Below are 22,461 nucleotides of genomic sequence, written 5' to 3'. Positions count from 1 at the left end.
CACCTGACCCGTAGCCCGTTGGGAGCCGCAATGACGCAGCACCTTGATAGCAAGCGCTTGCACAGGCCCGGCTACGGCACGGTCCTGGCCGCCGTGCTGGGCCTTGTCGCCGCGCTGAGCCTCGAGGCGATCGGGGAGGCCAACGCCGCGAGTCCGACGGCGGCTTCGTCCTCCGTCGATCGCTGGACCGACCGACCCCACGGCTTCGCCTCCCTCGCCGGGGGCACGACCGGTGGCGCGGGCGGCGAGGTCGTCACCGTCACCGACCAGGCCTCCCTCGCCAAGTACGCGGCGGCAACGGAGCCGTACGTCATCCGGGTGCGGGGCGCCATCACCGCGCAGCCCTTCGGCGCGAGCATCACCGTCGCCTCGGACAAGACCATCGTCGGCGTCGGCAGGAGCGGCGAACTGGTGCAGGGCGAGTTCCACCTCGAACCCGGCACGCACAACGTGATCATCCGCAACCTGACGATCCGCGACTCGGCGATCGAGGGCAACTGGGACTGCAAGGACACCGATTTCGACGGCATCCAGATGGACACCGTCCACCACGTCTGGATCGACCACAACCGCTTCTCGAACATCTGCGACGGCCAGCTGGACGTGCGCAAGGACAGCGAGTACGTGACCGTCTCCTACAACCGGTTCGAGAACAACAACAAGACCTTCGGACTCGGCTGGACGTCCAACGTCAGGACGCAGATAACGATCGACCACAACTGGTTCGCCGACACCAAGCAGCGCAACCCGTCCGTGGACAACGCCGCCTACGCGCATCTGTACAACAACTACTTGACGGCACAGGCCGATCCGGGTGACCCGGTGTGGACCTACGGCAACTGGTCGCGGGGCCGGACCAAGATGGTCATCGAGAACAGCTATTACCGCGACGTCCAGCACCCCTACCAGGCCGACGCCACCGCGGAGCTGGTGCAACGCGGGTCGATCCTCAGGAACACGACCGGCCGGCACGACGAGTGGGGTGCCGCCTTCGAGCCGCGGGACTTCTACGACTACCGCCTGGACCCCGCGGCCGCCGTGCCGGCGCTCGTGACGCGCTTCTCCGGGCCGCAGCAGCGGATCGGCCACCTCAACGGTGCCGACGGCCGGGCGCCGCATGCCCGGCGCTGAGTTCCGCTCGCGCCCCGAAGACCCCCACACCTTCACATCTCCGTCTGATCCAGAAGAAGAGAGCCGACCAATGAAGATCAGCATTCGCAGAAGCAGGCGCGCCGCCGTGGCCGTCGCTCTGGGCTCCGTCCTCGCCCTGACCGCCACCGCCTGCGGTGACGACGGGAGCAGCGCGGGCGGTGACAAGGGCGCCGAGGGCAGCGGCACCGGAAAGATCGTCTTCTGGGACAACAACGGCGGTGTCCGCACCGACATCTGGAAGGAGATCATCGCCGACTTCGAGAAGGCCAACCCGGACATCAAGGTCGAGTACGTCGGGATCCCGTCCACCGACTACCAGTCCAAGGTGGACACCGCCATCCAGGGCGGCGGCCTGCCGGACGTCGGCGGCGTCGGCGCGGCGATGCTCGCCGGGTTCGCCGCGCAGAACGCGCTGGACCCTCTGGACGACCGGGTCGCCAAGTCCTCCCTGAACGGCAAGCTCAACGAGGACATGGTCGCCTCGCTGAAGGCCGCGGGGGGTGGCGACGGCAAGCTGTACTCGGTGCCGACCTCCGCCAACAACGGTGTGCTGTACTACCGCACCGACCTGTTCGAGAAGGCCGGGCTGGACGAGCCGGCGACCTGGGACAAGTTCTACGAGGCCGCCGAGAAGCTGACCGACGCCGGGAAGAACAAGTTCGGGTACACCATCCGTGGTGGGGCCGGCTCCATCGCCCAGGCGCTGGACGCCATGTACGGGCAGTCCGGGATCACGTCCTTCTGGGACACGAGCGGTGCGAGGACGACCGTCAACGACCCCAAGAACGTGGCCGCGTTGGAGAAGTACGCCGCGCTCTACAAGAAGGTCACTCCGGCCGCCGACCTCAACAACGACTTCACCAAGATGGTCGCCCAGTGGGATTCCGGCACGATCGGGATGCTGAACCACAACCTCGGGTCGTACCAGGACCATGTGAAAGCCCTGGGCACGGACAAGTTCCGGGGGATTCCGCAGCCGGTCGGCTCCTCCGGCAAGCGGGTTCAGGTGTCCAACCCTGTGGACGGGATGGGGCTGTTCAAGAGCTCCAAGAACAAGGACGCCGCCTGGAAGTTCATCGAGTTCGCCACGTCGCATGACGAGAACTCGAAGTTCAACAAGGCGGCCGGTCAGGTGCCGTCGAACAATGACGCGGCGAAGGACGCGTGGATTTCTGAGGCCGAGCCGACGAAGTTGGCTGCCGCGGCGTTGACGGACGGGTCGACGACGATTGTGCAGTTGCCGTACTACCTGCCCGACTGGAACACCATCTCCAAGGCCGACAATGAGCCGAACCTCCAGAAGGTGCTGAACGGGGACATGAGCGCCAAGGAGTTCCTGGACACGGTGGCCGATCAGCTGAATGAGGCTCAGACCGAGTGGAAGTCGCGTAACGGCTGAGAGCTCGGTCGCTTCGCTGTGCGGCCGGCTGCGGGTCTTGTTGTGGCTGGTCGCGCGGTTCCCCGCGCCCCCAGGGGGATACCCCCCGCGCTGAAAGGCACCCGCGTGTCTCTTACCCGTAGACAGGTCAGTTCGGCGGCCGTCGCCGCCGTTCCTCTCGCCCTTTCGGGCATCGGTACCGCCGAGGCAAGTCAGCGCCGCCGCATCCGCTCCCTCTACATCGCCGGTGATTCCACCGCCGCCCAGAAATACGCCGACGCCGCACCCGAGACCGGGTGGGGAATGGCGCTCCCCTTCTTCCTGCGCAAGAACCTGCTCGTCTCCAACCATGCGGTGAACGGCCGTAGTTCCAAGAGCTTTGTCGATGAAGGGCGGCTGGATGTCGTCCTTGCCGCCATCCGGCCCGGAGACTTCCTGCTCATCCAGTTCGCGCACAACGACGAGAAGGCCACCGACCCCACGCGGTACACCGAGCCCTGGACCACCTACCAGGACTACCTGCGTCTCTACATCGACGGCGCCCGTGCCCGAGGCGCCCATCCCGTACTCGCCACCGCCGTCGAGCGCCGCAGGTTCGACGGTGACGGCAACGCTCTGCCGACCCACGGCGACTATCCGGCAGCGATGCGCGCGCTGGCCCAGCAGAAGCGGGTCACCCTGCTCGACATCCAGGCCCTGTCCCTCGCGCTGTGGCAGCGGCTCGGGGTCGAAGAGACGAAGACGTACTTCAACTGGACCGCCACCGAGCAGGACAACACGCACTTCAACCCGCCCGGCGCGATCGCCGTGGCGCGTCTCGTGGTGCATGAGCTGCTGCGTACGCGGGTGCTCGGCCCGCAGGACGTGCGCCGACTGGGCGAGGCGATCCCGGAGTCCTGGATCACCTGGCCGGAAGCGTCCGCCGCTTAGTCAACCTTCAGATCGCAGAAGAGAGAGCCGCACAATGAACGCACAGATATGGCATGGGCATGCCACGCAGAGAGTGGCCGTTCTGATCGGCTGCACGGCCCTCGTCCTCGGTCTCACCGGCACCGGGGCGGAGGCAAAGCCCCGTGACCTCGGCCGTCAGGTCCTCGGCGCGAGTGACGGCTGGGCCTCCGAGGGGGCCGGGACGACCGGCGGGGCCGCCGCCGACGCCGCGCACGTGTACACCGTGAGCACCTGGGCGGAGTTCAGGCAGGCGCTCGCCGACGGTGGAAGCGCGCCCAGGATCATCAAGGTCGACGGCGTGATCGACGCCGTGTCGGAGGGCTGCGACGCCTTCGCGGCGGACGGGTACGACCTGCAGCGGTATCTCGCCGACTACGACCCCGCCGTGTGGGGCCACGACAGTCCCGTCAGCGGGGAACAGGAGGAATTGCGCGCCGCGTCCGCCGCCCGGCAGGACCGGGCCATCAAGGCGAACGTCCCGGCCAACACCACCATCGTCGGGGTCGGCAAGGGCTCCGGGATCCTCGGCGGCAGCCTCCAGATCAAGGGAGTGGACAACGTCATCCTGCGCAACCTCACCATCGAGGCCCCCGTCGACTGCTTCCCGCAGTGGGACCCGACCGACGACAACAAGACCGGCGCCTGGAACTCCGAGTACGACGGCGTGGTGGTGTACGGCTCCACCCATGTGTGGATCGACCACAACACGCTCACCGACGGCCGGTACCCGGACAGCACCTTGCCGACGTACTTCGGCAAGGTCTACCAGCGGCACGACGGGCTCCTCGACATCGTGCGCGGCGCCAACCTCGTTACGGTGTCCTGGAATTCGTTCACTGATCACGACAAGACCATGCTGATCGGCAACAGCGACAGCGCGGCTTCCACCGACACCGGCAAGCTCAAGGTCACCCTGCACCACAACCGCTTCGAGGGGATCGTCGAGCGGGCGCCCCGGGTGAGGTTCGGGCAGGTCGACTCGTATAACAACCACTTCGTCGTCACCGGTGACCAGCACTATGCGTACGTCTTCGGCATCGGCGCCTCCTCGCAGCTGTACGCCACGCACAACGCCCTCTCGCTGGCCCCCGGTGTCAGCGTCGGCAAGGCGCTGAAGAAGTGGAACGAGGCGCCGCTCACCGCTGAGAACAACTACGTCAACGGCAGGCTGACGGACCTCATCGCCGTCCACAACGCCGAGATCCCCGGCGAGACCCTCCAGTCGGGTGCCGGCTGGACGCCGACCCTGCGGACGAAGGTCGACAACCCCAAGGCGGTGCCGGGCATCGTCGACCGCTGCGCGGGCGCCGGCAAGCTGCGCTGACCCCCTCCTCTCCCGACCGGGCCGGGGCCCCGCCGCCCCGGCCCGGCCCACGCGAGGAAGCACCGCACCCCTGAAGAGCCGCACTCCCAAGGAGCACCCGCATGCCCTCGCCCCACCTCCGACGCCCCTTGCCCAGAAGGGGATTCCTGCTCGCCGCCACCGGCGCCGCCGCCACGCTCGCCCTCGCGCCGACCCCAGCCCGGGCCGCCGGCAACCCCAGGCCGCCCCGCCCCTTCGGCCGTTACGGTTCACCGGCCGCCCGCCTGACCCCGCAGACCCTCTACGTCCACCCGTCCGGACAGGGCGACTTCACCTCCGTCCAGGCCGCCGTCACCGCGGCGACCGGCAGCGGCCGGACGCTGGTCATCGCGCCGGGGACGTACCGGGAGACCGTGGCCGTGGACGTGACCCGGACGGGGATGAGCTGGCTCGGCGCCAGTGGCGACCCGCGTGACGTCGTCATCGTGTACGACAACGCCGCGGGCACTCCCAAGCCCGGCGGCGGCACCTACGGCACCACCGGCTCCGCCACCACCCTCGTCCAGGCCGACGGCTTCACCGCCCGCGATCTCACCTTCGCCAACGACTGGCTGCGCGCCGACCACCCCGGCATCAGCGGCACCCAGGCCGTCGCCATCAAGGTCCAGGGCGACCGGTCGGCCTTCCACCACTGCCGTTTCCTCGGCCACCAGGACACCCTGTACGCCGACTCGATCGCCCTCGGCGTCTTCGCCCGCCAGTACTTCTCGCGCTGCCACGTCGAGGGCGACGTCGACTTCGTCTTCGGGCGGGCCACGGCCGTCTACGAGCACTGCCACTTCCGGACCCTGACCCGGACCGACCTCTCGGCGGCCCCGTACGGCTTCGCCTTCGCCCCCTCGACAGCGGCCGCCAACCCGCGCGGCTACCTGGTGACCAGGAGCCGTATCAGCAGTGAGGCCCCGGACGCCCACTACAAGCTGGCCCGCCCCTGGGTGCCGAGCTCCGACACCACCGCCCGCCCCGGCCTCGTCGTCCGGGACACCCACCTCGGCCCCGGCATCGACGCGGTCGCGCCCTACACGAACATGTCGGACAGCTTCCCGTGGCAGGACCAGCGCTTCGCCGAGTACCGCAACAGCGGTCCCGGCGCGGTCGTCACCGTCCCGGCCAACCGACCCCAACTCACCGCCGAACAGGCCGAGTCGGCCACCCGCGCGGCCTACCTCGGCGACTGGCAGCCATGGAAGGCGGAGTGCTGACATACGCAGACGCACCCTGCCGGCCGGGATGACCGCGGCGGCGGGCGGCGGCCTGATCGCCGGGACCGCTCCGGCCTCCGCGAGCACCCCCCGTGTCCTGCACGTCCGGCTTGGCGACTCCGTCCCGCGACCGTCCCCTGTCCCTCCCCCCACCGCACGACGAAAGGACCGCACTCCATGTCTCGTCGTACCGCTCTCGCCGCCCTGTCGGCCCTGACTCTGGGGGTTCGGGTGGGGGATTGTGTTCGCTCACGCTGCCTCGGAGTGTCATCGGCGGGGAACAGCACGTCAATCGGTGTGCGAGGGACGTGCGGGAGCGAAACTTTCGCTCGCTTTCGCGGGGGCGCGGCAACCCACGCGCGAACGCCCCGCCGGTCGTCACCGGCGGGGCGTTCCGCTCTGCCGGCCGAGGGGGGCTCATGCCGGCAGGTCCAGGGGGCTCCGCTCACGCGTACGCGGTGGCGGGTCGCGTTCGTGATGTCAGATGCCGAGAGACTGCGGGAGGTTGCTTGCGGATCGTGCCTTACGAATCCCCGTCGGCCGTCGAGTCGTTGTCGCCGTGCGCCGCGAAGCCGCCCGCCACGGAGAGCTGTTCGCCGCCTGCCTCGGCCGTCATCGCATAGCTGTCGCCCCGCGCGTCCCGGCCGCCTCGCTCATGATCGTACTGCCCCGCGAACACCCACGCGCCCTCGCGGACCGTACGGCCCTCCTTGAGTGTCCAGGTGTAGACGAGGAAGCCGTCCTCCTCCTCGACGGTCAGCGTGAAGTCCTCCTCCGGCAGCGAGCGCCAGGCGCCTGCCGTTCTGACCCCGCCGGTCTGCTTGATCTTCAACCGGACGGTGAGCGCGCTGAGTTGCTCACTCGTCTTCAGGGTCAGATTGCTCTGCGCCCAGAAGTCATTGCTGTGCGGGTCCACCGAGCCGTCCGACCACAGGGGGCCGTCCCGCTCGCCCTTCGCGGCGGGGGGCTCGGCCGTGGCGCTCGGCTGCCGGGTCGGCGCCGTGGTCGTCCCGCGGGACTCAGGCGTCCGCTCGGGCGTCGGGTCCGTCGACGGGGCGGGCGGGACCGGGGCGCCGCTCGACGCGTCCGGGGGCGGGGTGGGCGTCGGTGAAGTGGCCACCGACTGCTGCGGGGTGTCCTCCTGCACGGCGGACGCCACCGCGTACCCGCCGACGGCGAGCACTCCGGCGACCGCCGCCGTCGCGCTCACCACGCGGAACCAGCCGTACACCGGTGGGCGGTTCGCCCGGTGGTCGGTGCGGGTCTGCCCGGAGGGGTCCGCCATGCCGCGCTCGACCCGGGCCAGGATCCGCTCGCGGTCGGGCTCGTGCGCCTCGGCCGCCTCGTGCAGCCGGGTGCGCAGGTCGTCGTGCACGTCCCGCCGCATCATCGGTTCCCTCCCGCGGCGCCCTCGGTGCGCACCATCGCCGCCGCGTGCACCTCGAGGGGAGCGGCCTGTGTCCCGAGCCGCCGTTGCAGCTCGGCCATCCCCTTCGAGGTCTGGCTCTTCACCGTACCGACCGATATCCCGAGGGCGAGCGCGGTGTCCTTCTCGGAGAGGTCGAAGGCGTGCCGCAGCACCACACAGGCGCGTTTGCGGAACGGGAGTCCACGCAACGCCTCCTGGACGTCGACGACGCCCGCGATGTCCGGGTTCTCCGCCTTCTCCTCGCGCTGCGACCAGAACAGGGCGACCCGGCGCCGCTCCCGGACCGCGCTGCGGATTCTGGTGCGGGCCAGGTTGGCCACGACGCCGCGTGCGTACGCCACCGGACGGTCGGCCGCGCGGACCCGGTCCCAGCGGTGCCACAGCGCCAGCAACGCGTCCGCGGCCAGATCGTCGGCCGCGTCCGCCTCACCCGTCAGCAGGTGGGCCAGGCGCGCGAGTTCGGCATAGTGGCGCTCGAAGAAGGCATGGAACTCCACGGAGGCGGCGTCGTCGACGACCGTGCCCACGGGCGGCCCTCCTTGCCTATGAGTGGCATGTGTATGACATGTGATCGTCCGGCGATCATCCCGCGATCATGCTGAGAGGTCGGGAAGCGTAGCAGCGATCGAATGCCCTGTCGTACGAAGTCTCGAACGACGTGTGGTACGTCGCACGAAAGTAGGCCTGATTCCGTAACACGGGGAAAACCTGAAGCGCGTTCAACGCGGGAACAATCCAGCCAGCATCCGCACACCGATCAGTCAGGCAGCTAGGAGCAACCGCCATGTCCGATTCCCAGAAGGTGGCCGACCGGTCAACTGCCCCGCCGCCAGGCGTGAACAGCGTCGACCGGTTCTTCAAGATCTCCGAACGGGGCTCCACCTTCGCCCGTGAGATACGGGGCGGCTTCGCCACGTTCTTCACGATGGCCTACATCCTTGTCCTGAATCCCATCATCCTGGGCAGCGCGAAGGACAAGTTCGGCCACCAGTTGGATGCGGTCCAACTCACCACCGCCACCGCCCTGGTGGCCGCGGTCATGACGATCATCATGGGCGTCGGCGGCAACCTCCCGCTCGCCCTCGCCGCCGGCCTGGGCCTGAACGCCGTCGTGGCCTTCCAGATCGCCCCGCTGATGTCCTGGGACGACGCGATGGGCCTGATCGTCCTCGAAGGCCTGCTGATCTGCGTGCTGGTGGTCACCGGGCTGCGCGAGGCCGTCATGCACGCCATCCCGCAGCCCCTCAAGCAGGCGATCAGCGTCGGCATCGGCCTGTTCATCGCCTTCATCGGCTTCGTCGACGCCGGGTTCGTCAGCCGTGTCCCGGACGTCGCGAACACCACCGTGCCGGTTCAGCTGGGCGGCACCGGCACCCTCACCGGGTGGCCGATCCTCGTGTTCTGCCTCGGAGTTCTGCTGACGGTCGCCCTGCTCGCCCGGAAGGTGAAGGGCGCCATCCTGATCAGCATCGTGACCATGACGGTCCTCGCGATGGTCATCAACTCGGTCGCCGACATCAAGGCCTGGGGTCTGACCACGCCCGCATGGCCCGACAAGGTGGTCGACACCCCCGACTTCGGACTCATCGGCGACTTCAGCCTGTTCGGCGCGTTCGGCGAGACCACCGCCATCACCGTCGTGCTGCTGATCTTCACGCTGGTGCTGTCCGACTTCTTCGACACCATGGGCACGGTCGTCGGCATCAGCGCCGAAGCCGGTCTCCTCGACGAGCAGGGCAAGGTGCCGAACCTCGGCCGGGTGCTGCTGATCGACGGCGCCGCGGCGGCAGCGGGCGGCGCGGCCTCCTCGTCCTCGGCGACCTCCTACATCGAGTCGGCCGCCGGCGTCGGCGAAGGCGCGCGCACCGGCTTCTCCAACCTCATCACCGGCGGCCTGTTCGCCCTGGCCCTCTTCCTGACCCCGCTGCTCACCATCGTCCCGCTCCAGGCGGCCGCCCCCGCGCTGGTCGCCGTCGGCTTCCTGATGATGACCCAGGTCAAGCACATCGACTGGGACAAGTACGAGATCGCCATCCCGGCATTCCTGACCATCGCCGTCATGCCCTTCACCTACTCGATAACGAACGGCATCGGGGCGGGCTTCCTCGCCTACGTCGTGATCAAGACGGTGCTGGGCAAGGCGAAGGACATCCACTGGCTGCTGTGGGGAACGTCAGCGCTGTTCCTCGTGTACTTCGCCATCAACCCGATCGAGCAAATCCTGGGCGTCAAGTGACCCGCTAGTTCTTGAGCGCCGCCTCCATCACCTTCCTGGCCACGGGGGCGGCCAGCCCGTTGCCGCTGACCTCGGACCTGGCGGCGTTCGACTGCTCGATGATCACCGCCACGGCGGCCTCCTTGCCGTCGGACTTCCCGTACGACGTGAACCAGGCGTACGGCGTCTTGCTGTTCTTCTCGCCGTGCTGGGCCGTGCCCGTCTTGCCGCCCACCGTCGCGCCCGGGATCTGCGCGTTCGTGCCCGTGCCCTTCTCGACGACCGTCTGCATCGCCGACTGGAGCTGCTCGGCGGTGTCCGAGCTGATGATCTCCTCGGTCTCGGCGCTGTCGTCGTAGTTCTCCAGGACATCGCCGCCGCCGTCGGTGATCTGCGACACCATGTGCGGCGAGACCAACTTGCCGCCGTTGGCGATGGCGGCCGACACCATGGCGATCTGCAGCGGGGTCGCGGTGACGTCGAACTGGCCGATGCCGGAGAGCGCGGTCTGCGGCTTGTCCATGTCGGAGGGGTACACGCTGGTGTACGCCCGCACCGGGACGTCCTGCTCCTCGTCGTTGAAACCGAACTTCTCGGCCGTCTCCCTGACCTTGTCCTGGCCCAGGTCGACGGCCATCTTGCCGAAGACGTTGTTGCACGAGTACTGCAGGGCGACCCGGATCGAGGCGTCCTTGCAGGGGGCGTTCGGGTTCTCGTTGCCCAGCTTCCGGTTGGTGTCCGGCAGCGGGTACGGGTCCGGGCTGTCCGTCTTCTCATCCACCGACGAGTACAGGCCGTCCTCCAGCGCGGCGGCCGCCACGACCAGCTTGAACGTCGAACCCGGCGGCAGCGGCTGCCGCAGCGCGCGGTTCGTCATCGGCTTCTCGGCGTCCTTGGTCAGCTGCGTCCAGGCCTTCGAGTCGCCCGTGGTGATCCGCGACGGGTCGTACGACGGAGTGGAGACGACCGCGAGGATCTTCCCCGTCCTGGGGTCGATCGCGACTGCGGCGCCCTTGTTGTCGCCGAGCGCCTCGTAGGCCGCCTTCTGCACATCCGGGTCGATCGTCGTGACCACATTGCCCGGGTCGGCCCGTTTGTCGGTGATGGTGTCCATCACGCTCTTCACGCGGGTGTCGCTCCCGTCGAGCAGGTCCTGATAGACGCCCTCCAGCTGGGTGGCTCCGAACGCCTGCGAGCTGTAGCCGGTCACGGCCGAGTACAGCGAGCCGTCCGTGTAGGTCCGCTTGTACGCGAGGTCGCCGCTCTTCGTCGGCGCGGAGCCGGTGACCGCCTCGCCGCCCACGATGATGTTGCCGAGCGGCTGGCTGTACAGCGCCATCGTGTTCCGCCGGTTGTCCTTGTCGTCCGCGAGGGCCTGGCCTTCGTAGAACTGCACCCAGGTCGCCCTGACCAGCAGAGCGAACACCAGGAGCAGCGTGAAGACGGACGCCCGCCTGATCGTCTTGTTCATCCCACCCGAGAGGACGATCCGGATGGGGGCAATCGTTCCCTTGCGCCCGTATTTCTCATCGGGCGTTCATGAAGCCCGCCTCGTACGCGGCGATCACGGCCTGCGTGCGGTCCCGGGTGCCGGTCTTCGCCAGCACCGCCGCCACGTGCGACTTCACGGTGGCCGGACCGACTTCCATCCGCCGTGCGATCTCCGCGTTGGTCAGGCCCTGCGCCATCAGCCGCAGCACCTCGCTCTCCCGGCCTGTGAGCCTCGCCACCCAGGGCGGCGGCGCGGGGTACGCGCGCGCGTGCTCGGCCGCGAGGGTGCGTACGGCCGACGGGAACAGCAGGGTGTCGGTGTGCGAGACCAGCCGTACGGCCTGCACGAGCGCGTCGGCGTCCGCCCGCTTCAGCAGGAACCCGGCCGCTCCGGCGCGCAGGGCGTCGTACACGTAGGAGTCGTTCTCGAAGGTGGTCACGACGACGATACGGGGCGGTTCGTCGAGGGTGGCGAGGATCTGCTCGGTGGCCCGGATGCCGTCGATCTCGGGCATCCGGACGTCCATGAGGACCACGTCGGGCCGCCGCTCCCGCACGACGGACACTGCCTCGGCGCCGGTCGCTGCCTCGCCGACCACCTCCAGGTCCGGCTCGGCGGAGAGGATGGCGCGCAGGGCGCTGCGGACCATGCGCTCGTCGTCGGCGAGGACGACACGGATCGTGGGGCGGGGCGTCATGGGCGTTCCCTCGGGGTCGGCGGGCAGGTCATCGGCAGCCGTACGCGCAGTCTCCACCAGCCCTCCGCCGGCCCCGCCGCCACCGTCCCGCCCAACAGCCGGGCGCGGTCGGCGATGCCGCGCAGGCCGTGGCCGCCGCCGGGGCGGCAGGTGGGCGCGTGGGTCAGCGGGTTCTCCACGGTGATCTCCAGGTGCCCTTCGGCGATCACGATCCGCAAGGTCACGCTCACCCGCTCCCCGGCGTGCTTCAGAGCGTTGCTCAACCCCTCCTGCACGATGCGGTAGGCCTCGCGGGACAGGACGGGCGGCAGGGCGTCGGGGTCGGCGTCGACCGTGGAGGTCACCCGCAGCCCGCCCGCGCGGGTGCGGCGCAGCAGCCCGGCGAGGTCGGCGCCGAGGGTGGGCGCCGGGGCCGTGCCGGGCGCGTCGCCGTCTCTCAACACACCGAGTACGGCGTCGAGTTCGCCGACCGTGCGCCGGGTCGTGTCCTCGATCGCGGCGAGGGCCTCGCGGACGAACTCCGGGTCGGTGCCGAGGACCCGGCGGGCCGCACTCGCCTGCAGGGTGACGGCGCTCAGGGCGTGGCCGACGGAGTCGTGCAGTTCGCGCGCGAGCCGGTTGCGCACGGCGAGGTCGGCGGCGCGCGCCTCGGCCACCGCCAGCCGGTCCTCCGGCGTGGTGCCGAGCAACGCGGGCGCCCAGCGGGCGAGAAGCGCGCCGCAGACGGCCGCGCAGCCGGCCAGCGCGACGAGCGTCGCCACGCCCGCGACCGGCGCCAGCGCCAGCCCCCAGGTCTGGTCGAGGGCCTCGGGCAGGTCGACGAGCCGGGCGCCGCCCAGCCACACGAGCAGCGGCAGCGCGGTGAGGAAGCCGGCGAACGGCGGCACCGCCAGCGACATCCCCGAGATGATCCCGCCGAACCCGAGATGCAGCGTGAACCAGGCCGCCGCCCGCCCCTTCGCCGCCCGCGTACGGGCGGGCCCGCGGGCGAGCAGGCCCGCGTCGACACCGCACAGCGACCGCACCGCACCCGCCTCCATGGGCCGGGTCAGCGGGAACAGGGCCGCGGTGAGGGTGGCGAGGGGCAACCCGACGGCGAAGGAGAGCAGTTGGAGCGGGAGGTCGTTGAAGACGTACCGCGAGTTGGTGGCGGGACCGACGACGAGCTGGCCCACGAAGACGTACGGCATGGCGAGCGCGCCGCCGAGGATCAGATGGATCCAGCGCCGGCGCGCCCGCCGCCCGAACAGCAACCCGATGAACCGGCTCACGCCGTACGACGATTCCGGCTCGCGGAGCGCTCCGCGAGGAAGTGGACCCCGAGGCAGGCGACGAGGATGCCGACGATCATCTGGCCAGCGTAGGTGAGGCTCAGCACCGCTGTAGGGCCGTCCGCCACGTCGGTGAGCGGGGCCAGCGACAACCAGCCGGCCCAGCAGACCGCGGCCGCCGAGCCCACCCAGGCGAGGGCGAGGGGCAGCGCGACAGGCAGGGCCCTGCCGCGCCGGAAGGCGAGGAGGAGTGCGCCGGTGACGGCCATGGCGAGGAACACGGCGGACAGGGCCTCCATGACGTAGAAGCCACTGGTCCGGTCTGCGAGGTGGGTCGCGTCGAGCCCGGCGGTGCCGCCGCACGCCCACAGCAGGTGGGCGACCAGTGCCGGCAGCGCGCAGCCGGCCGCCGCGACGGCGATGGCACGCTGGGCCGCCCCGATGAGGCCGACCGGAAGCTCCCACACCCGCCCCTCCCACAGCCGGCCCCAGCGGTCGCGGGCGTAGCGCACGAGCAGGGCGCCGAGGGTGAGTCCCTGCACGATGAACCCGGTGTAGACGACCCCGAAGACCCAGGCGTCGAGGAACGGTTCACCATCGGCGGTGGTGTTCGTGGGCCCGCCGAGCGCGTCGACGACGAGCTGGATCGGGAACCCGGCCATGATCGGCGCGAGCAGTCCCGTGGCCACCCAGGCCGGGAGGGCGAGCAGCCACGCGGGCACCCGCAGCCCCCACGGCCGGGTCAGCAGCAGCGCGAGCACGACGACGGCCGCGTCCATGAGCACGGTGACGCTGTTGGCGACGGCCATGCTCGCCCGGTGCTCCAGCAGCGAGCTGCCGTCCGGGATGCCGACCCGACTGCCCGCGATCCAGGCGGCCTTGAGCGAGAGATACGGCACGCAGGAGACGATGGCGACGGCCCGCAGGGCGCGACGGGACCTGCCGGGACCGACGGCGTGGTCGGTCTCCGGGGCGGGAGCGAGTGTCTGCGTCATACGGCCACGCTCCCGCGAGAGCACCGGCCGGCGCCTCCTGCACGGCGATGATCCCTCTCCGCCTCACGGGGGAGAGGACCTCACCCCTCCAGGTGCAGCACGACCTCGTCGATCTCCTCGCCCCGCGCGTTCGCGAAGCCCCGCGCGTACGCGGTCACCCGGAACCCGCACTTGTACAACACCCGCAGCGAGCCCTCGTTGTCCGCCGCCGCCCGCGCGTACAGCGGGCGTTCGGGGACCTCGGCGAGCAGCCCGCGCAGGGCGGCCGTGGCGACACCCCGGCCCCAGTACGCGCGGTCGACCCAGTAGGTGACCTCCCGCTCGCCAGGCTCCCCGTACACGGCCGCGCTGCCCACCACGTCACCGTCGGCCAGGATCGTGCGCATCACGTCGTCCGAGGACCGGATCCGCCTCCAGCGGGCGTCGAAGGCGTCCCAGTCCTCCGGGTCCTTGGGGGTGAAGGCCGCCATCCGCAGGGCCTCCGGGTCGTTCAACTGCCGGTAGAAGACCGGCAGATCGCTGTCGTGCACCTCGCGGAGTTCCACATCCATGGAGTCAGAGCCTACGAGTGGCCAGCGTCAGCCTGTCGCGCGCGTCGAACAACGCGTCCTTCACCATCTGCTCGTGCGCGGGCGTCAGCCGTGCCACCGGCACCGAGCAGCTGATCGCGTCGCGGGCCGGCGTGCGGTACGGGATCGCCACGCCGAAGCAGCGCAGGCCGAGGGTGTTCTCCTCGCGGTCGACGGCGAAGCCCTGCTCGCGGACCTGGTGCAGCTCCTCGATGAGCTTCTCGCGGTCGGTGATCGTGTTCTCGGTCAGCGCGGGGAGCGTCTCCGGGAGCATCTTGCGGACCTGCTCGTCCGTGTAGGTGCTCAGCAGCGCCTTGCCGAGGGAGGTCGAGTGGGCCGGGAGCCGGCGGCCGACCCGGGTGAAGGGGCGCAGGTAGTGCTGGGACTGGCGGGTGGCCAGGTAGACGACGTTCGTGCCGTCCAGACGGGCCAGGTGGATGGTCTCCGTAGTGTCGTCCGAGAGGCGGTCCAGCGTCGGCCGCGCCGCCGCGACCACCTCGTCGCCGTCGATGTACGAGGTGCCGACCAGCAGCGCCCGTACGCCGATGCCGTACCGCGTGCCCGTCGCGTCCGTCTCCACCCAGCCGAGTTCCACGAGTGTGCGCAGCAGCATGTACAGACTGGACTTGGGGTAACCGACGGCCTCCTGGACCGCGGCGAGGGAGTGCATACCGGGGCGTCCGGCGAAGTATTCGAGCAGTTCAACCGTCCGTACCGCGGACTTGACCTGCGCTCCGCCCCCCGTCTCGACAGCCGACATCGCCCTTGACCCCTTCGTTCGACGGGAAATAGTCTCCGCAGCATATTCATCATCAGAGACAACGTTCAGTATATCGAACGACCCTGGTGGATGACCCAGTACTGCGGCATTACATGTGGAGGGACCCGCGGTGGCAGCAGCACCAGTCTGGAGTGTCGACCCCCGAACCGGGAAGCAGCGTGAACAGGTTGCGGTGGAGGCCACAGCCCAGGAGGTGGACGCCACCGTCCGCGCCGCGCACGAGGCGCGGGGTGCGCTCGCCGACCGCTCGGTCCGCGCGGCCTTCCTGCGCGGTGCCGCCGACCGGCTCCAGGCCGCCAAGGACCACCTCGTCGAGGCCGCTGACGCCGAGACCGCGCTCGGCCCGGTCCGCCTCACCGGTGAACTCGCCCGCACCTGCTACCAGCTGAGGGCCTTCGCGGACATCGTCGACGAGGGCGCCTTCCTCGACGTCGTCATCAACCACCCCGACGACACCGCGACCCCGCCGATCCCGGACCTGCGCCGCTACAAGGTGTCCCTGGGCGTCGTCGCCGTCTACTCGGCCTCCAACTTCCCCTTCGCCTTCTCCGTGGCCGGCGGCGACACCGCGAGCGCGCTGGCCGCGGGCTGCCCGGTCGTCGTCAAGGCCCACCCCGACCACCCGGCGCTGTCCGAGCTGGTCGCCAAGGTGCTGCGTACGGCTGCCGCCGAGCACGGCATCCCGGCGGGCGTGCTGGGCCTGGTGCACGGCTTCGACGCCGGCATCGAGCTGATCAGGCACCCGCTGGTCGCCGCGGCCGGCTTCACCGGTTCGGTACGGGGCGGGCGTGCCCTCTTCGACGCCGCCGCGGCCCGTCCGGTCCCGATCCCCTTCCACGGCGAACTGGGCTCCCTGAACCCCGTCGTGATCACCGAGGCCGCCGCCGCCGAGCGGGCCGAGGCCATCGGCACCGGGCTGGCCGGCTCGATGACGATGGGCGTCGGCCAGTTCTGTGTGAAGCCCGGGCTCGTGCTCGCGCCGAGCGGTGCGGCCGGTGACCGGCTGCTGAAGTCGCTCACGGACGCCGTCAGCGACACCGAGGCGGGCGTCCTGCTGGACCACCGCATGCGGGACAACTTCATCGCCGGGGTCGCCGAGCGCACCGGGCTGCCGGACGTGGAGTCGCCGGTGACGCCGGGGGCGGGCGGGGACCACACGGTCAGCGCCGGGTTCCTGACGGTCGCGGCCGAGAAGCTGACCGCCGAGGGGGCGTACGACCTGCTCCTGGAGGAGTGCTTCGGGCCGGTGACGGTCATCGTCCGCTACGACGACGACACCCAGGCCCAGGCCGTGCTGTCCCGGCTGCCCGGCAACCTCACGGCGACCGTTCACCTGTCGGCCGAGGAGGCGGCGGGCGAGGGGCGCGGCGCGGAGATCCTCGCGGAGCTGACGCCGCTGGCCGGCCGGGTGCTGGTGAATGGGTGGCCGACGGGTGTCGCCGTGGCGCCGGCTCAGCATCACGGCGGTCCGTACCCGGCGACGACCTCGACGTCCACGTCGGTGGGCGGCACGGCCATCGAGCGGTGGCTGCGGCCGGTTGCCTATCAGGGGGCGCCCGAGGCGCTGCTTCCCGCGGAGCTGCGGGACGACAACCCGCTGGGGCTCCCCCGACGGTTCAACGGCACGCTGGAGCGCTGAGGTTCGTCCGCGTCAGCCCCGGTCCGCCTCCAGGCCCGCGTCCCGGGCCAGGAGGGCCGCCTGCACCCTGTTCTCGCAGTCGAGCTTGGTCAGGATGCGGCTGACGTACGTCTTCACCGTCGCCTCGCTCATGTGCAGCCGGGCCCCCGCGTCCGCGTTCGACAGGCCCTCGCCCAGCAGGGCCAGTACCTCGCGTTCGCGGGCGGTCAGGTCGGCCAGCCGGCGGCGGGCCTCCTCGCCGCGCGCGGTGGCGGCGGGGGAGGCCAGGATGTCCACGACGTGGCGGGTCGCGGCCGGGGACAGATAGGCGTTGCCGGCCGCCGCCGCGCGCACCGCGTGGATCAGCTCCTGCGGCGCGGAGTCCTTCAGCAGGAAGCCCGCGCCGCCGTGGCCGAGGGCCCGCAGGACGTTGTCGCGCTCGCCGAACGTGGTCAGGATCAGCACGCGCACCCCCGGCGCGGCCCGGCCGAGCTCGGCCAGCGCGGTCAGCCCGTCCATCACCGGCATCTGGATGTCCAGCAGGGCCACGTCGACCGCGGTGCTCCGGGCGGTCTCCACCGCCTCCCGGCCGTCGCCCGCCTCCGCGACGACGTCGATGTCGTCGGCAGAGGTGAGGATCATCCTGATGCCGGCCCGGATGAGCGGCTCGTCGTCGGCGACGAGGACCCGGATCACGCGGCCTCCTGCGCGGTGTCGGTGTGATGAGCGGATGGCAGAGCCCCGCCATCATGCCGGATCCGCTCACCCGTGCGACCCGGTGCCGCCGTTCAGAGCTCGTCCTTGAAGGTCTCCTTCGCGACCAGCTTCCCGTCGCGGAAGCAGAACCGGTAGACGACGTCGTCGTCGATGTCCAGATAGTGACGGCACGTCGCGCCCTCGGGCAGCGGCGGGCCGTTCTTCTCCTGGCCCTCGGTGAGCAGGGAACTGCCCTCGGGCAGCTTGGCCGTCACGTCCTTCTCGGCGTCGCCGACCTTCGCGGACTTGTACACGCCCGGCGATATGGTGCCGCTCTCCACCTCGTCGAACAGCGCCATCAACCCCCAGGCCCCGAGGGCGAGAACGCCCACGACGAGGACGACGGAGGTGACGGCACAGCCGAGGGCGACCTTCTTCTTGCTGCTCATGATGGCGGCGAACTCCCCTTGCGGATCGGAACGGTCGATGACCGCTCCACCGTCGCCCGCCGCGCCCCCGCCGAGCTGCCCCCGAAAGTCGTCGTCCGACGAGACGGAGGTCGCGCCGTCCGGGCGGGGCAGGGTCTCGCCACCGCCGTAGGGCAGCACACCGGCGAGGCGGAAACCGCCGTCGGGACCGGGGCCGGTGTGCACCATGCCGCCGACCAGCCGTGCCCTCTCGCGCAGGCCCGCCAGCCCCTGGCCGCCGCTCACCGCGGGCGGGGCCGCCGGTGCCCCGGCCGGCACGGGCCCGTTGGCCACCTCGACCACCAGACTGTCGGGTTCGTAGCGCAGCGCCACCGTGATCGGGGCGCCCGGCGCATGCTTGTGCGCGTTGGTCAGGCCCTCCTGGGCGATGCGGTACGCCGCGTGGTCGGCGGCGGGCGCGAGGGGACGTACGGTGCCGGAGCGGTGCAGCTCGATCGCCGCGCCCGCGGCCCGCGACGCCTCGACGAGGCCGTCGACGGCGGCCGCCACCCGGGCCGTCGGGGGCTCGGCGTCGGCCGGGTCCGGCCGCTGCCCGGCAGGCGCCTCGACGCCGTCCCGCAGGATGCCCACCGCCTCGCGCAGCTCCCGCATCGCCGCACTGGAGGCCTCCCGGAGGATGCCCACCCCTTCCCGCTGCCGGTCGCCCAGCTCCGGGTCCACCTCCAGCGCCCCGGTGTGCACGGCGATCAGGGCGAGCTGGTGGCCGAGGCTGTCGTGCATGTCCTGGGCGATGCGCTGCCGTTCGAGGAGGCGGGCCTGCCGCGCCACCATCGCCTGCTCGCGCACCAGCTGGGCGTTGTGCCGCTGCAGGGCGTCGAGCAGCGCGTGACGCTGTGCGCGATAGCGGGAGGCGAGACCCGGCACGACCACCATCGCCAGGAACGTCGCCGCCGCCAGCGCGGCCGTCATGAGCAGCGACAGCTGGATCTCCTCATCGGCCGCGCTGCGGGCGCCCACGGCGCAGTAGAGGACGAATCCCGCGGCGTACGCGGCCAGCGCCCGCCCGGGACGCATGATGCGGCTGCCCGCCGACCAGCTCGCGTACGTCAGCAGCAGCGCCGCGCCGGTCACCGCCCCGGCCATGGCCGACGAGGCGAGCAGCACCGTCGCCGGCAGCGACCGGCGGGCCAGTGTCAGTACGGCGACGACCAGGGCCACGGCGACGCCCCGCGCTCCGAACCCGGCATCGCCGTCGAAGAGACCCGCCGTCCCGGAGAGCACGACGGTGAGCACGGCCTCCCCGACGATCCGCTTACGGGGCCACGGGGAGGCGGCGGCGAGCCGGGCGCGAAGCGGCCGGTCGGTACGGGGTGTCAGGCTTGCGTCCACGCGCAGACGATAGACAGCCGCCCCCCTGGGCCCGCATCCGCCCTTAGGCGCACCCGCGCGCGACGAAAGTGAACACCCGCTCCCCATCGCGGCCGTCATCTTTGGTCGCTGCGGACGACGACTTACGGAGACTGACCCGGGCCGGGTCGCGCGGTGAGGATGGAATCGCCGGACGACGGAGCCGGCAGCGGAGATCAGCGGCTCGGGGAGCGGAACAGTGGACAGCGCGCGACAGCAGGCGAACGAGCGTTTCATCATCCGGCAGAAGACCACCTTCATGATCAACCGGTATGTCGTGGCCGAGACACTGCCCGACGGTTCCGAAGGCCGGGTCCTCGCCTTCGCCGAGCAGAAGCGGATGACGCTCAAGGAGCGGATGACCTTCTACACCGACGAGTCCAAGAACCGTGTCCTGTTCACCGCCCAGGCCCGTCAGGTCCTCGACGTCGGCGCCGTCTACGACGTGCGGGACGCGACGGACAACCTCGTCGGCACGTTCCGCAAGAAGTTCGCCGCCTCGCTGCTGCGCTCGACGTGGGAGCTGGACCAGCCGGGCTCGGTCGCGGCCGTCGGCCAGGAGCGCAACCGGGTCGTGGCCGTGCTGCGCCGGGTCTGGGAACTGCTGCCGCTCGATCTGGTGCCGTTCGTGTGGCCGTACCACTTCGACTTCACCTCGGGCGACAAGCAGGTGATAAGCGTCGACAAGAAGATAGGGCTGCGCGATCGCTATCTCGTCGACGTGGCCTCGCCCGATCTCGACCTGCGTCTCGCCATCGCCCAGGCCGTGGCCCTGGACGCACTCCAGTCGCGCTGACGGGATCACCCCTGGGGCCTCCGCCGCCGGGCCCCGCCTGGAAGAATCCCGCCATGGACCTGAAACTCCCCGGACTGCCCTTCCTGCTGCGCACCTACGGCCCCGACGGCCACTGGTCCTACGAGGACGGCATGCTCTCCGGCTGGGCCGGCGCCCGGCAGGACCGTTTCGTGCCGCCCACCGGGGAGGCCCTGGACGCCGCCTCCGACGCACCCCGGCTGCTCGGCGCGCCCGAGGGCGACTTCCAGCTGATCGCCCGCGTCACCGTCGGATTCGCGGGCGCCTTCGACGCCGGGGTCCTCTACGTCCACGTCGGCGAGCGGGCCTGGGCCAAACTGTGCCTGGAGTACTCCCCGGACGTGCCCACCGTCTGCACGGTCGTCACCCGGGGCCACTCCGACGACGCCAACTCCTTCACGGTGGAGGGGAGTTCGGTGTGGCTGCGGGTGAGCCGGACCGGCCGCGCCTTCGCCTTCCACGCCTCCCGCGACGGCGAGCGGTGGACCTTCGTCCGGCTCTTCACCCTCGGCGACGAGGAGGAGACCGGCGCGGCCCTCGTCGGCTTCATGACGCAGTCGCCGATGGGCGAGGGGTGCGTGGTGACGTACGACCACCTCGAGTTCAGGCCCGACTGGCCGAAGGACCTGCGAGACGGAAGCTGAGCAGACCCGTCACCGCGAGCAGGGCCGCGCTGATCCCCAGACTCAGCCGCATCCCCGCCACGAAATCGCCGGAGATCAGCGCCCCGAAGACGGCGATGCCCAGCGCCCCGGCCATCTGCCGCGCCGCGTTGAGCACGCCGGCCGCCAGGCCCGCCCGTTCGGCGGGTACGGCGTCCATCATCGCCGCGGTGAGCGGCGGCACCGTCAGCGCGCAGCCCAGCGCCATGGGGACGAGGAGCAGGGCCACCAGCGTCGGAGGCGTTTCGGTGTCGACGTACAGCATCGCGAGCAGGCCCGCGACGGCCAGGCCCTGCCCCACCAGCATGGGCAGCCGGGCGCCGTGGCGTCCCGCGAGCTTGCCGGCCACCACGTTCGTCACCGCGATCAGGCCCGTCATCGGCAGGAACATCAGCCCGGCCTGGAGCGCCGAACGGCCCTGCACCTGCTGGAAGAAGAGCGAGAAGACGAAGACCATGCTGTAGAAGGCCACGCTGACGGCCGCTCCCGCGGCGACGGTCACCGCCACGGTCCGGTTGCGGAACAGACTCAGCGGGACGACCGGGTGCGGGTGACGTGCCTCGACCCGGAGGAACGCCACCACCGCAAACACGGCCACCGCCAGCGCCGCCCAGCCTGCCGTCCCGCCCTCGATCACCGCGAACGTCAGCGCCGTGAGCGCCACCACCGCCGTCACCTGGCCGGGCAGGTCCAGCGGTGCCGGACGGGGGAGCGAGCGCGGGGCCCGCAGCAGCAGCACGAGGATCAGCGCGCCGACGGGAAGGTTGACGAAGAAGATCCCGCGCCAGTCCCAGGCCGTGGTCAGCACACCGCCCGCCACCGGACCCAGCGCCACCGCAACCGAACCGCCCGCCGCCCACACGGCCACCGCACGGGCGCGCCGCGCCGGATCGGCGTACGCCTGCCGCACCAGCGCCAGCGAGGCCGGCAGCACGACGGCAGCCGCCACGCCCTGCACCACCCGCGCCCCGATCAGCGCCGGCAGGTTCGGCGCCAGACCGCAGGCCGCCGAGGCCAGCGTGAACACGGCGGCACCGATCGCGTACGCCCGGCTCGCCCCCACCCGGTCCGAGAACGCACCGGTGGACAGCATCAGCGCGGCGAAGGCCAGGGTGTAGGCGTCCACCACCCACTGGAGGCCGGACATTCCGCCCCCGAGGGAAGAACCGATCGCGGGCAGGGCCACGTTCACGATGGACGCGTCGAGGCAGACCAGCGCGAAGCCGAGGAGGCCGGCCGTGAGGGTGAGGGCGGAGGACGGCCTCTTGGGCCCCAACCCGCCGGGGGAGAGGGCGAGTTCGTCGCTCTTGAGGGTCTGGTTCGTGGACATGCCCTCCATGC

The 22,461-nt window shown here is 70.9% G+C and carries 20 protein-coding genes; 9 read left to right on the top strand and 11 right to left on the bottom strand.

Translation table 11 applies throughout. The features are described from left to right. Positions 1 to 30: 30 nt before the first annotated feature. From ACZ7M7_RS00585 to ACZ7M7_RS00565, 5 genes are all read left to right on the top strand, one after another. Positions 31 to 1,131, top strand: coding sequence for a pectate lyase family protein (locus ACZ7M7_RS00585; RefSeq protein WP_472111500.1), 1,101 nt, complete (start codon positions 31 to 33; stop codon positions 1,129 to 1,131). 70 nt (positions 1,132 to 1,201) lie between these two features. After that, positions 1,202 to 2,551 (top strand): ABC transporter substrate-binding protein, encoded by a 1,350-nt coding sequence (locus ACZ7M7_RS00580; RefSeq protein ID WP_472111498.1) that lies wholly within the window; start codon positions 1,202 to 1,204, stop codon positions 2,549 to 2,551. Positions 2,552 to 2,656: 105 nt separating this feature from the next. Continuing rightward, positions 2,657 to 3,460: a rhamnogalacturonan acetylesterase gene (locus ACZ7M7_RS00575; protein WP_472111496.1), complete on the top strand. Its 804-nt coding sequence runs from the start codon at positions 2,657 to 2,659 to the stop codon at positions 3,458 to 3,460. 34 nt (positions 3,461 to 3,494) lie between these two features. Next, positions 3,495 to 4,805: a pectate lyase family protein gene (locus tag ACZ7M7_RS00570; protein ID WP_472111494.1), complete on the top strand. Its 1,311-nt coding sequence runs from the start codon at positions 3,495 to 3,497 to the stop codon at positions 4,803 to 4,805. A gap of 101 nt (positions 4,806 to 4,906) precedes the next feature. Further along, positions 4,907 to 6,046 (top strand): pectinesterase family protein, encoded by a 1,140-nt coding sequence (locus ACZ7M7_RS00565; protein ID WP_472111492.1) that lies wholly within the window; start codon positions 4,907 to 4,909, stop codon positions 6,044 to 6,046. 523 nt (positions 6,047 to 6,569) lie between these two features. Here ACZ7M7_RS00565 and ACZ7M7_RS00560 read toward each other — a convergent pair. Continuing rightward, positions 6,570 to 7,436 carry an anti-sigma factor gene (locus ACZ7M7_RS00560; RefSeq protein ID WP_472111490.1) on the bottom strand — a complete coding sequence of 289 codons (867 nt, stop codon included), beginning with the start codon at positions 7,434 to 7,436 and terminating at the stop codon, positions 6,570 to 6,572. Beyond that, a complete protein-coding gene (locus tag ACZ7M7_RS00555; protein ID WP_472111488.1) occupies positions 7,433 to 8,002 on the bottom strand; it encodes a SigE family RNA polymerase sigma factor in 570 nt (189 codons plus the stop codon). Before ACZ7M7_RS00555 ends, ACZ7M7_RS00560 begins: the two co-directional genes overlap by 4 nt. Positions 8,003 to 8,259: 257 nt before the next feature. On the opposite strand from ACZ7M7_RS00555, the gene ACZ7M7_RS00550 reads away from it, so the two are divergent. Beyond that, positions 8,260 to 9,711, top strand: coding sequence for an NCS2 family permease (locus tag ACZ7M7_RS00550; RefSeq protein ID WP_472111486.1), 1,452 nt, complete (start codon positions 8,260 to 8,262; stop codon positions 9,709 to 9,711). Positions 9,712 to 9,715: 4 nt separating this feature from the next. Here ACZ7M7_RS00550 and ACZ7M7_RS00545 read toward each other — a convergent pair whose 3' ends face one another. The 6 genes from ACZ7M7_RS00545 to ACZ7M7_RS00520 all read right to left on the bottom strand — a co-directional run bounded on the left by ACZ7M7_RS00545 (position 9,716) and on the right by ACZ7M7_RS00520 (position 15,474). Further along, the gene (locus ACZ7M7_RS00545; protein WP_472111484.1) at positions 9,716 to 11,161 is read right to left on the bottom strand and encodes a peptidoglycan D,D-transpeptidase FtsI family protein; all 1,446 of its coding nucleotides are present in this window, start codon (positions 11,159 to 11,161) and stop codon (positions 9,716 to 9,718) included. 55 nt (positions 11,162 to 11,216) lie between these two features. Further along, positions 11,217 to 11,879, bottom strand: a complete 663-nt coding sequence (locus ACZ7M7_RS00540; RefSeq protein WP_451168074.1) for a response regulator transcription factor — start codon at positions 11,877 to 11,879, stop codon at positions 11,217 to 11,219. Next, positions 11,876 to 13,150, bottom strand: coding sequence for a sensor histidine kinase (locus ACZ7M7_RS00535; protein ID WP_472111481.1), 1,275 nt, complete (start codon positions 13,148 to 13,150; stop codon positions 11,876 to 11,878). The genes ACZ7M7_RS00540 and ACZ7M7_RS00535 overlap by 4 nt, the downstream gene beginning before the upstream one ends. Further along, positions 13,147 to 14,145 carry a hypothetical protein gene (locus tag ACZ7M7_RS00530; protein WP_472111479.1) on the bottom strand — a complete coding sequence of 333 codons (999 nt, stop codon included), beginning with the start codon at positions 14,143 to 14,145 and terminating at the stop codon, positions 13,147 to 13,149. The genes ACZ7M7_RS00535 and ACZ7M7_RS00530 overlap by 4 nt, the downstream gene beginning before the upstream one ends. 80 nt (positions 14,146 to 14,225) lie before the next feature. Further along, entirely contained in the window at positions 14,226 to 14,696 is a 471-nt protein-coding gene (locus ACZ7M7_RS00525) for a GNAT family N-acetyltransferase (protein WP_427841671.1), read from the bottom strand. A 4-nt stretch (positions 14,697 to 14,700) separates the two neighbouring features. Next, on the bottom strand, positions 14,701 to 15,474 hold the full coding sequence (locus ACZ7M7_RS00520; protein WP_383597305.1) for an IclR family transcriptional regulator: 774 nt from the start codon (positions 15,472 to 15,474) through the stop codon (positions 14,701 to 14,703). Positions 15,475 to 15,604: 130 nt separating this feature from the next. On the opposite strand from ACZ7M7_RS00520, the gene ACZ7M7_RS00515 reads away from it, so the two are divergent. Continuing rightward, positions 15,605 to 17,134, top strand: coding sequence for an aldehyde dehydrogenase (NADP(+)) (locus ACZ7M7_RS00515; protein ID WP_472111476.1), 1,530 nt, complete (start codon positions 15,605 to 15,607; stop codon positions 17,132 to 17,134). Between the two features lie 12 nt (positions 17,135 to 17,146). On the opposite strand, the gene ACZ7M7_RS00510 is transcribed toward ACZ7M7_RS00515, so the two are convergent. Both ACZ7M7_RS00510 and ACZ7M7_RS00505 read right to left on the bottom strand, forming a co-directional pair. Continuing rightward, positions 17,147 to 17,809, bottom strand: a complete 663-nt coding sequence (locus tag ACZ7M7_RS00510) for a response regulator transcription factor (protein WP_383597311.1) — start codon at positions 17,807 to 17,809, stop codon at positions 17,147 to 17,149. 92 nt (positions 17,810 to 17,901) lie between these two features. After that, positions 17,902 to 19,626 carry a sensor histidine kinase gene (locus ACZ7M7_RS00505; RefSeq protein ID WP_472111474.1) on the bottom strand — a complete coding sequence of 575 codons (1,725 nt, stop codon included), beginning with the start codon at positions 19,624 to 19,626 and terminating at the stop codon, positions 17,902 to 17,904. A gap of 217 nt (positions 19,627 to 19,843) precedes the next feature. Here ACZ7M7_RS00505 and ACZ7M7_RS00500 point away from each other — a divergent pair, with 217 nt between their 5' ends. Continuing rightward, positions 19,844 to 20,440: an LURP-one-related family protein gene (locus tag ACZ7M7_RS00500; protein ID WP_472111472.1), complete on the top strand. Its 597-nt coding sequence runs from the start codon at positions 19,844 to 19,846 to the stop codon at positions 20,438 to 20,440. Positions 20,441 to 20,493: 53 nt separating this feature from the next. Further along, positions 20,494 to 21,102, top strand: coding sequence for a DUF1349 domain-containing protein (locus ACZ7M7_RS00495; RefSeq protein ID WP_383597320.1), 609 nt, complete (start codon positions 20,494 to 20,496; stop codon positions 21,100 to 21,102). Here the strand turns inward: ACZ7M7_RS00495 and ACZ7M7_RS00490 are convergent. Next, positions 21,062 to 22,450, bottom strand: coding sequence for an MFS transporter (locus tag ACZ7M7_RS00490; protein WP_472111470.1), 1,389 nt, complete (start codon positions 22,448 to 22,450; stop codon positions 21,062 to 21,064). The two genes, ACZ7M7_RS00495 and ACZ7M7_RS00490, sit on opposite strands and share 41 nt — an antisense overlap. Positions 22,451 to 22,461 lie beyond the last annotated feature (11 nt).

The sequence above is a fragment of the Streptomyces sp. NPDC111606 genome, from assembly GCF_055656945.1.
The sequence above is the reverse complement of the archived record's forward strand: the minus strand, read 5'-3'. Positions and strand labels throughout refer to the sequence as shown.

What these genes read in the sequence shown, in the direction of transcription:
- ACZ7M7_RS00585 (WP_472111500.1), top strand. Translation starts at nt 31, where the DNA reads ATGACGCAGCACCTTGATAGCAAGCGCTTGCACAGGCCCGGCTACGGC.
- ACZ7M7_RS00580 (WP_472111498.1), top strand. Translation starts at nt 1,202, where the DNA reads ATGAAGATCAGCATTCGCAGAAGCAGGCGCGCCGCCGTGGCCGTCGCT.
- ACZ7M7_RS00570 (WP_472111494.1), top strand. Translation starts at nt 3,495, where the DNA reads ATGAACGCACAGATATGGCATGGGCATGCCACGCAGAGAGTGGCCGTT.
- ACZ7M7_RS00565 (WP_472111492.1), top strand. Translation starts at nt 4,907, where the DNA reads ATGCCCTCGCCCCACCTCCGACGCCCCTTGCCCAGAAGGGGATTCCTG.
- ACZ7M7_RS00560 (WP_472111490.1), bottom strand. Translation starts at nt 7,436, where the DNA reads ATGATGCGGCGGGACGTGCACGACGACCTGCGCACCCGGCTGCACGAG.
- ACZ7M7_RS00550 (WP_472111486.1), top strand. Translation starts at nt 8,260, where the DNA reads ATGTCCGATTCCCAGAAGGTGGCCGACCGGTCAACTGCCCCGCCGCCA.
- ACZ7M7_RS00545 (WP_472111484.1), bottom strand. Translation starts at nt 11,161, where the DNA reads ATGAACAAGACGATCAGGCGGGCGTCCGTCTTCACGCTGCTCCTGGTG.
- ACZ7M7_RS00540 (WP_451168074.1), bottom strand. Translation starts at nt 11,879, where the DNA reads ATGACGCCCCGCCCCACGATCCGTGTCGTCCTCGCCGACGACGAGCGC.
- ACZ7M7_RS00530 (WP_472111479.1), bottom strand. Translation starts at nt 14,145, where the DNA reads ATGACGCAGACACTCGCTCCCGCCCCGGAGACCGACCACGCCGTCGGT.
- ACZ7M7_RS00525 (WP_427841671.1), bottom strand. Translation starts at nt 14,696, where the DNA reads ATGGATGTGGAACTCCGCGAGGTGCACGACAGCGATCTGCCGGTCTTC.
- ACZ7M7_RS00520 (WP_383597305.1), bottom strand. Translation starts at nt 15,474, where the DNA reads ATGTCGGCTGTCGAGACGGGGGGCGGAGCGCAGGTCAAGTCCGCGGTA.
- ACZ7M7_RS00495 (WP_383597320.1), top strand. Translation starts at nt 20,494, where the DNA reads ATGGACCTGAAACTCCCCGGACTGCCCTTCCTGCTGCGCACCTACGGC.
- ACZ7M7_RS00490 (WP_472111470.1), bottom strand. Translation starts at nt 22,450, where the DNA reads ATGTCCACGAACCAGACCCTCAAGAGCGACGAACTCGCCCTCTCCCCC.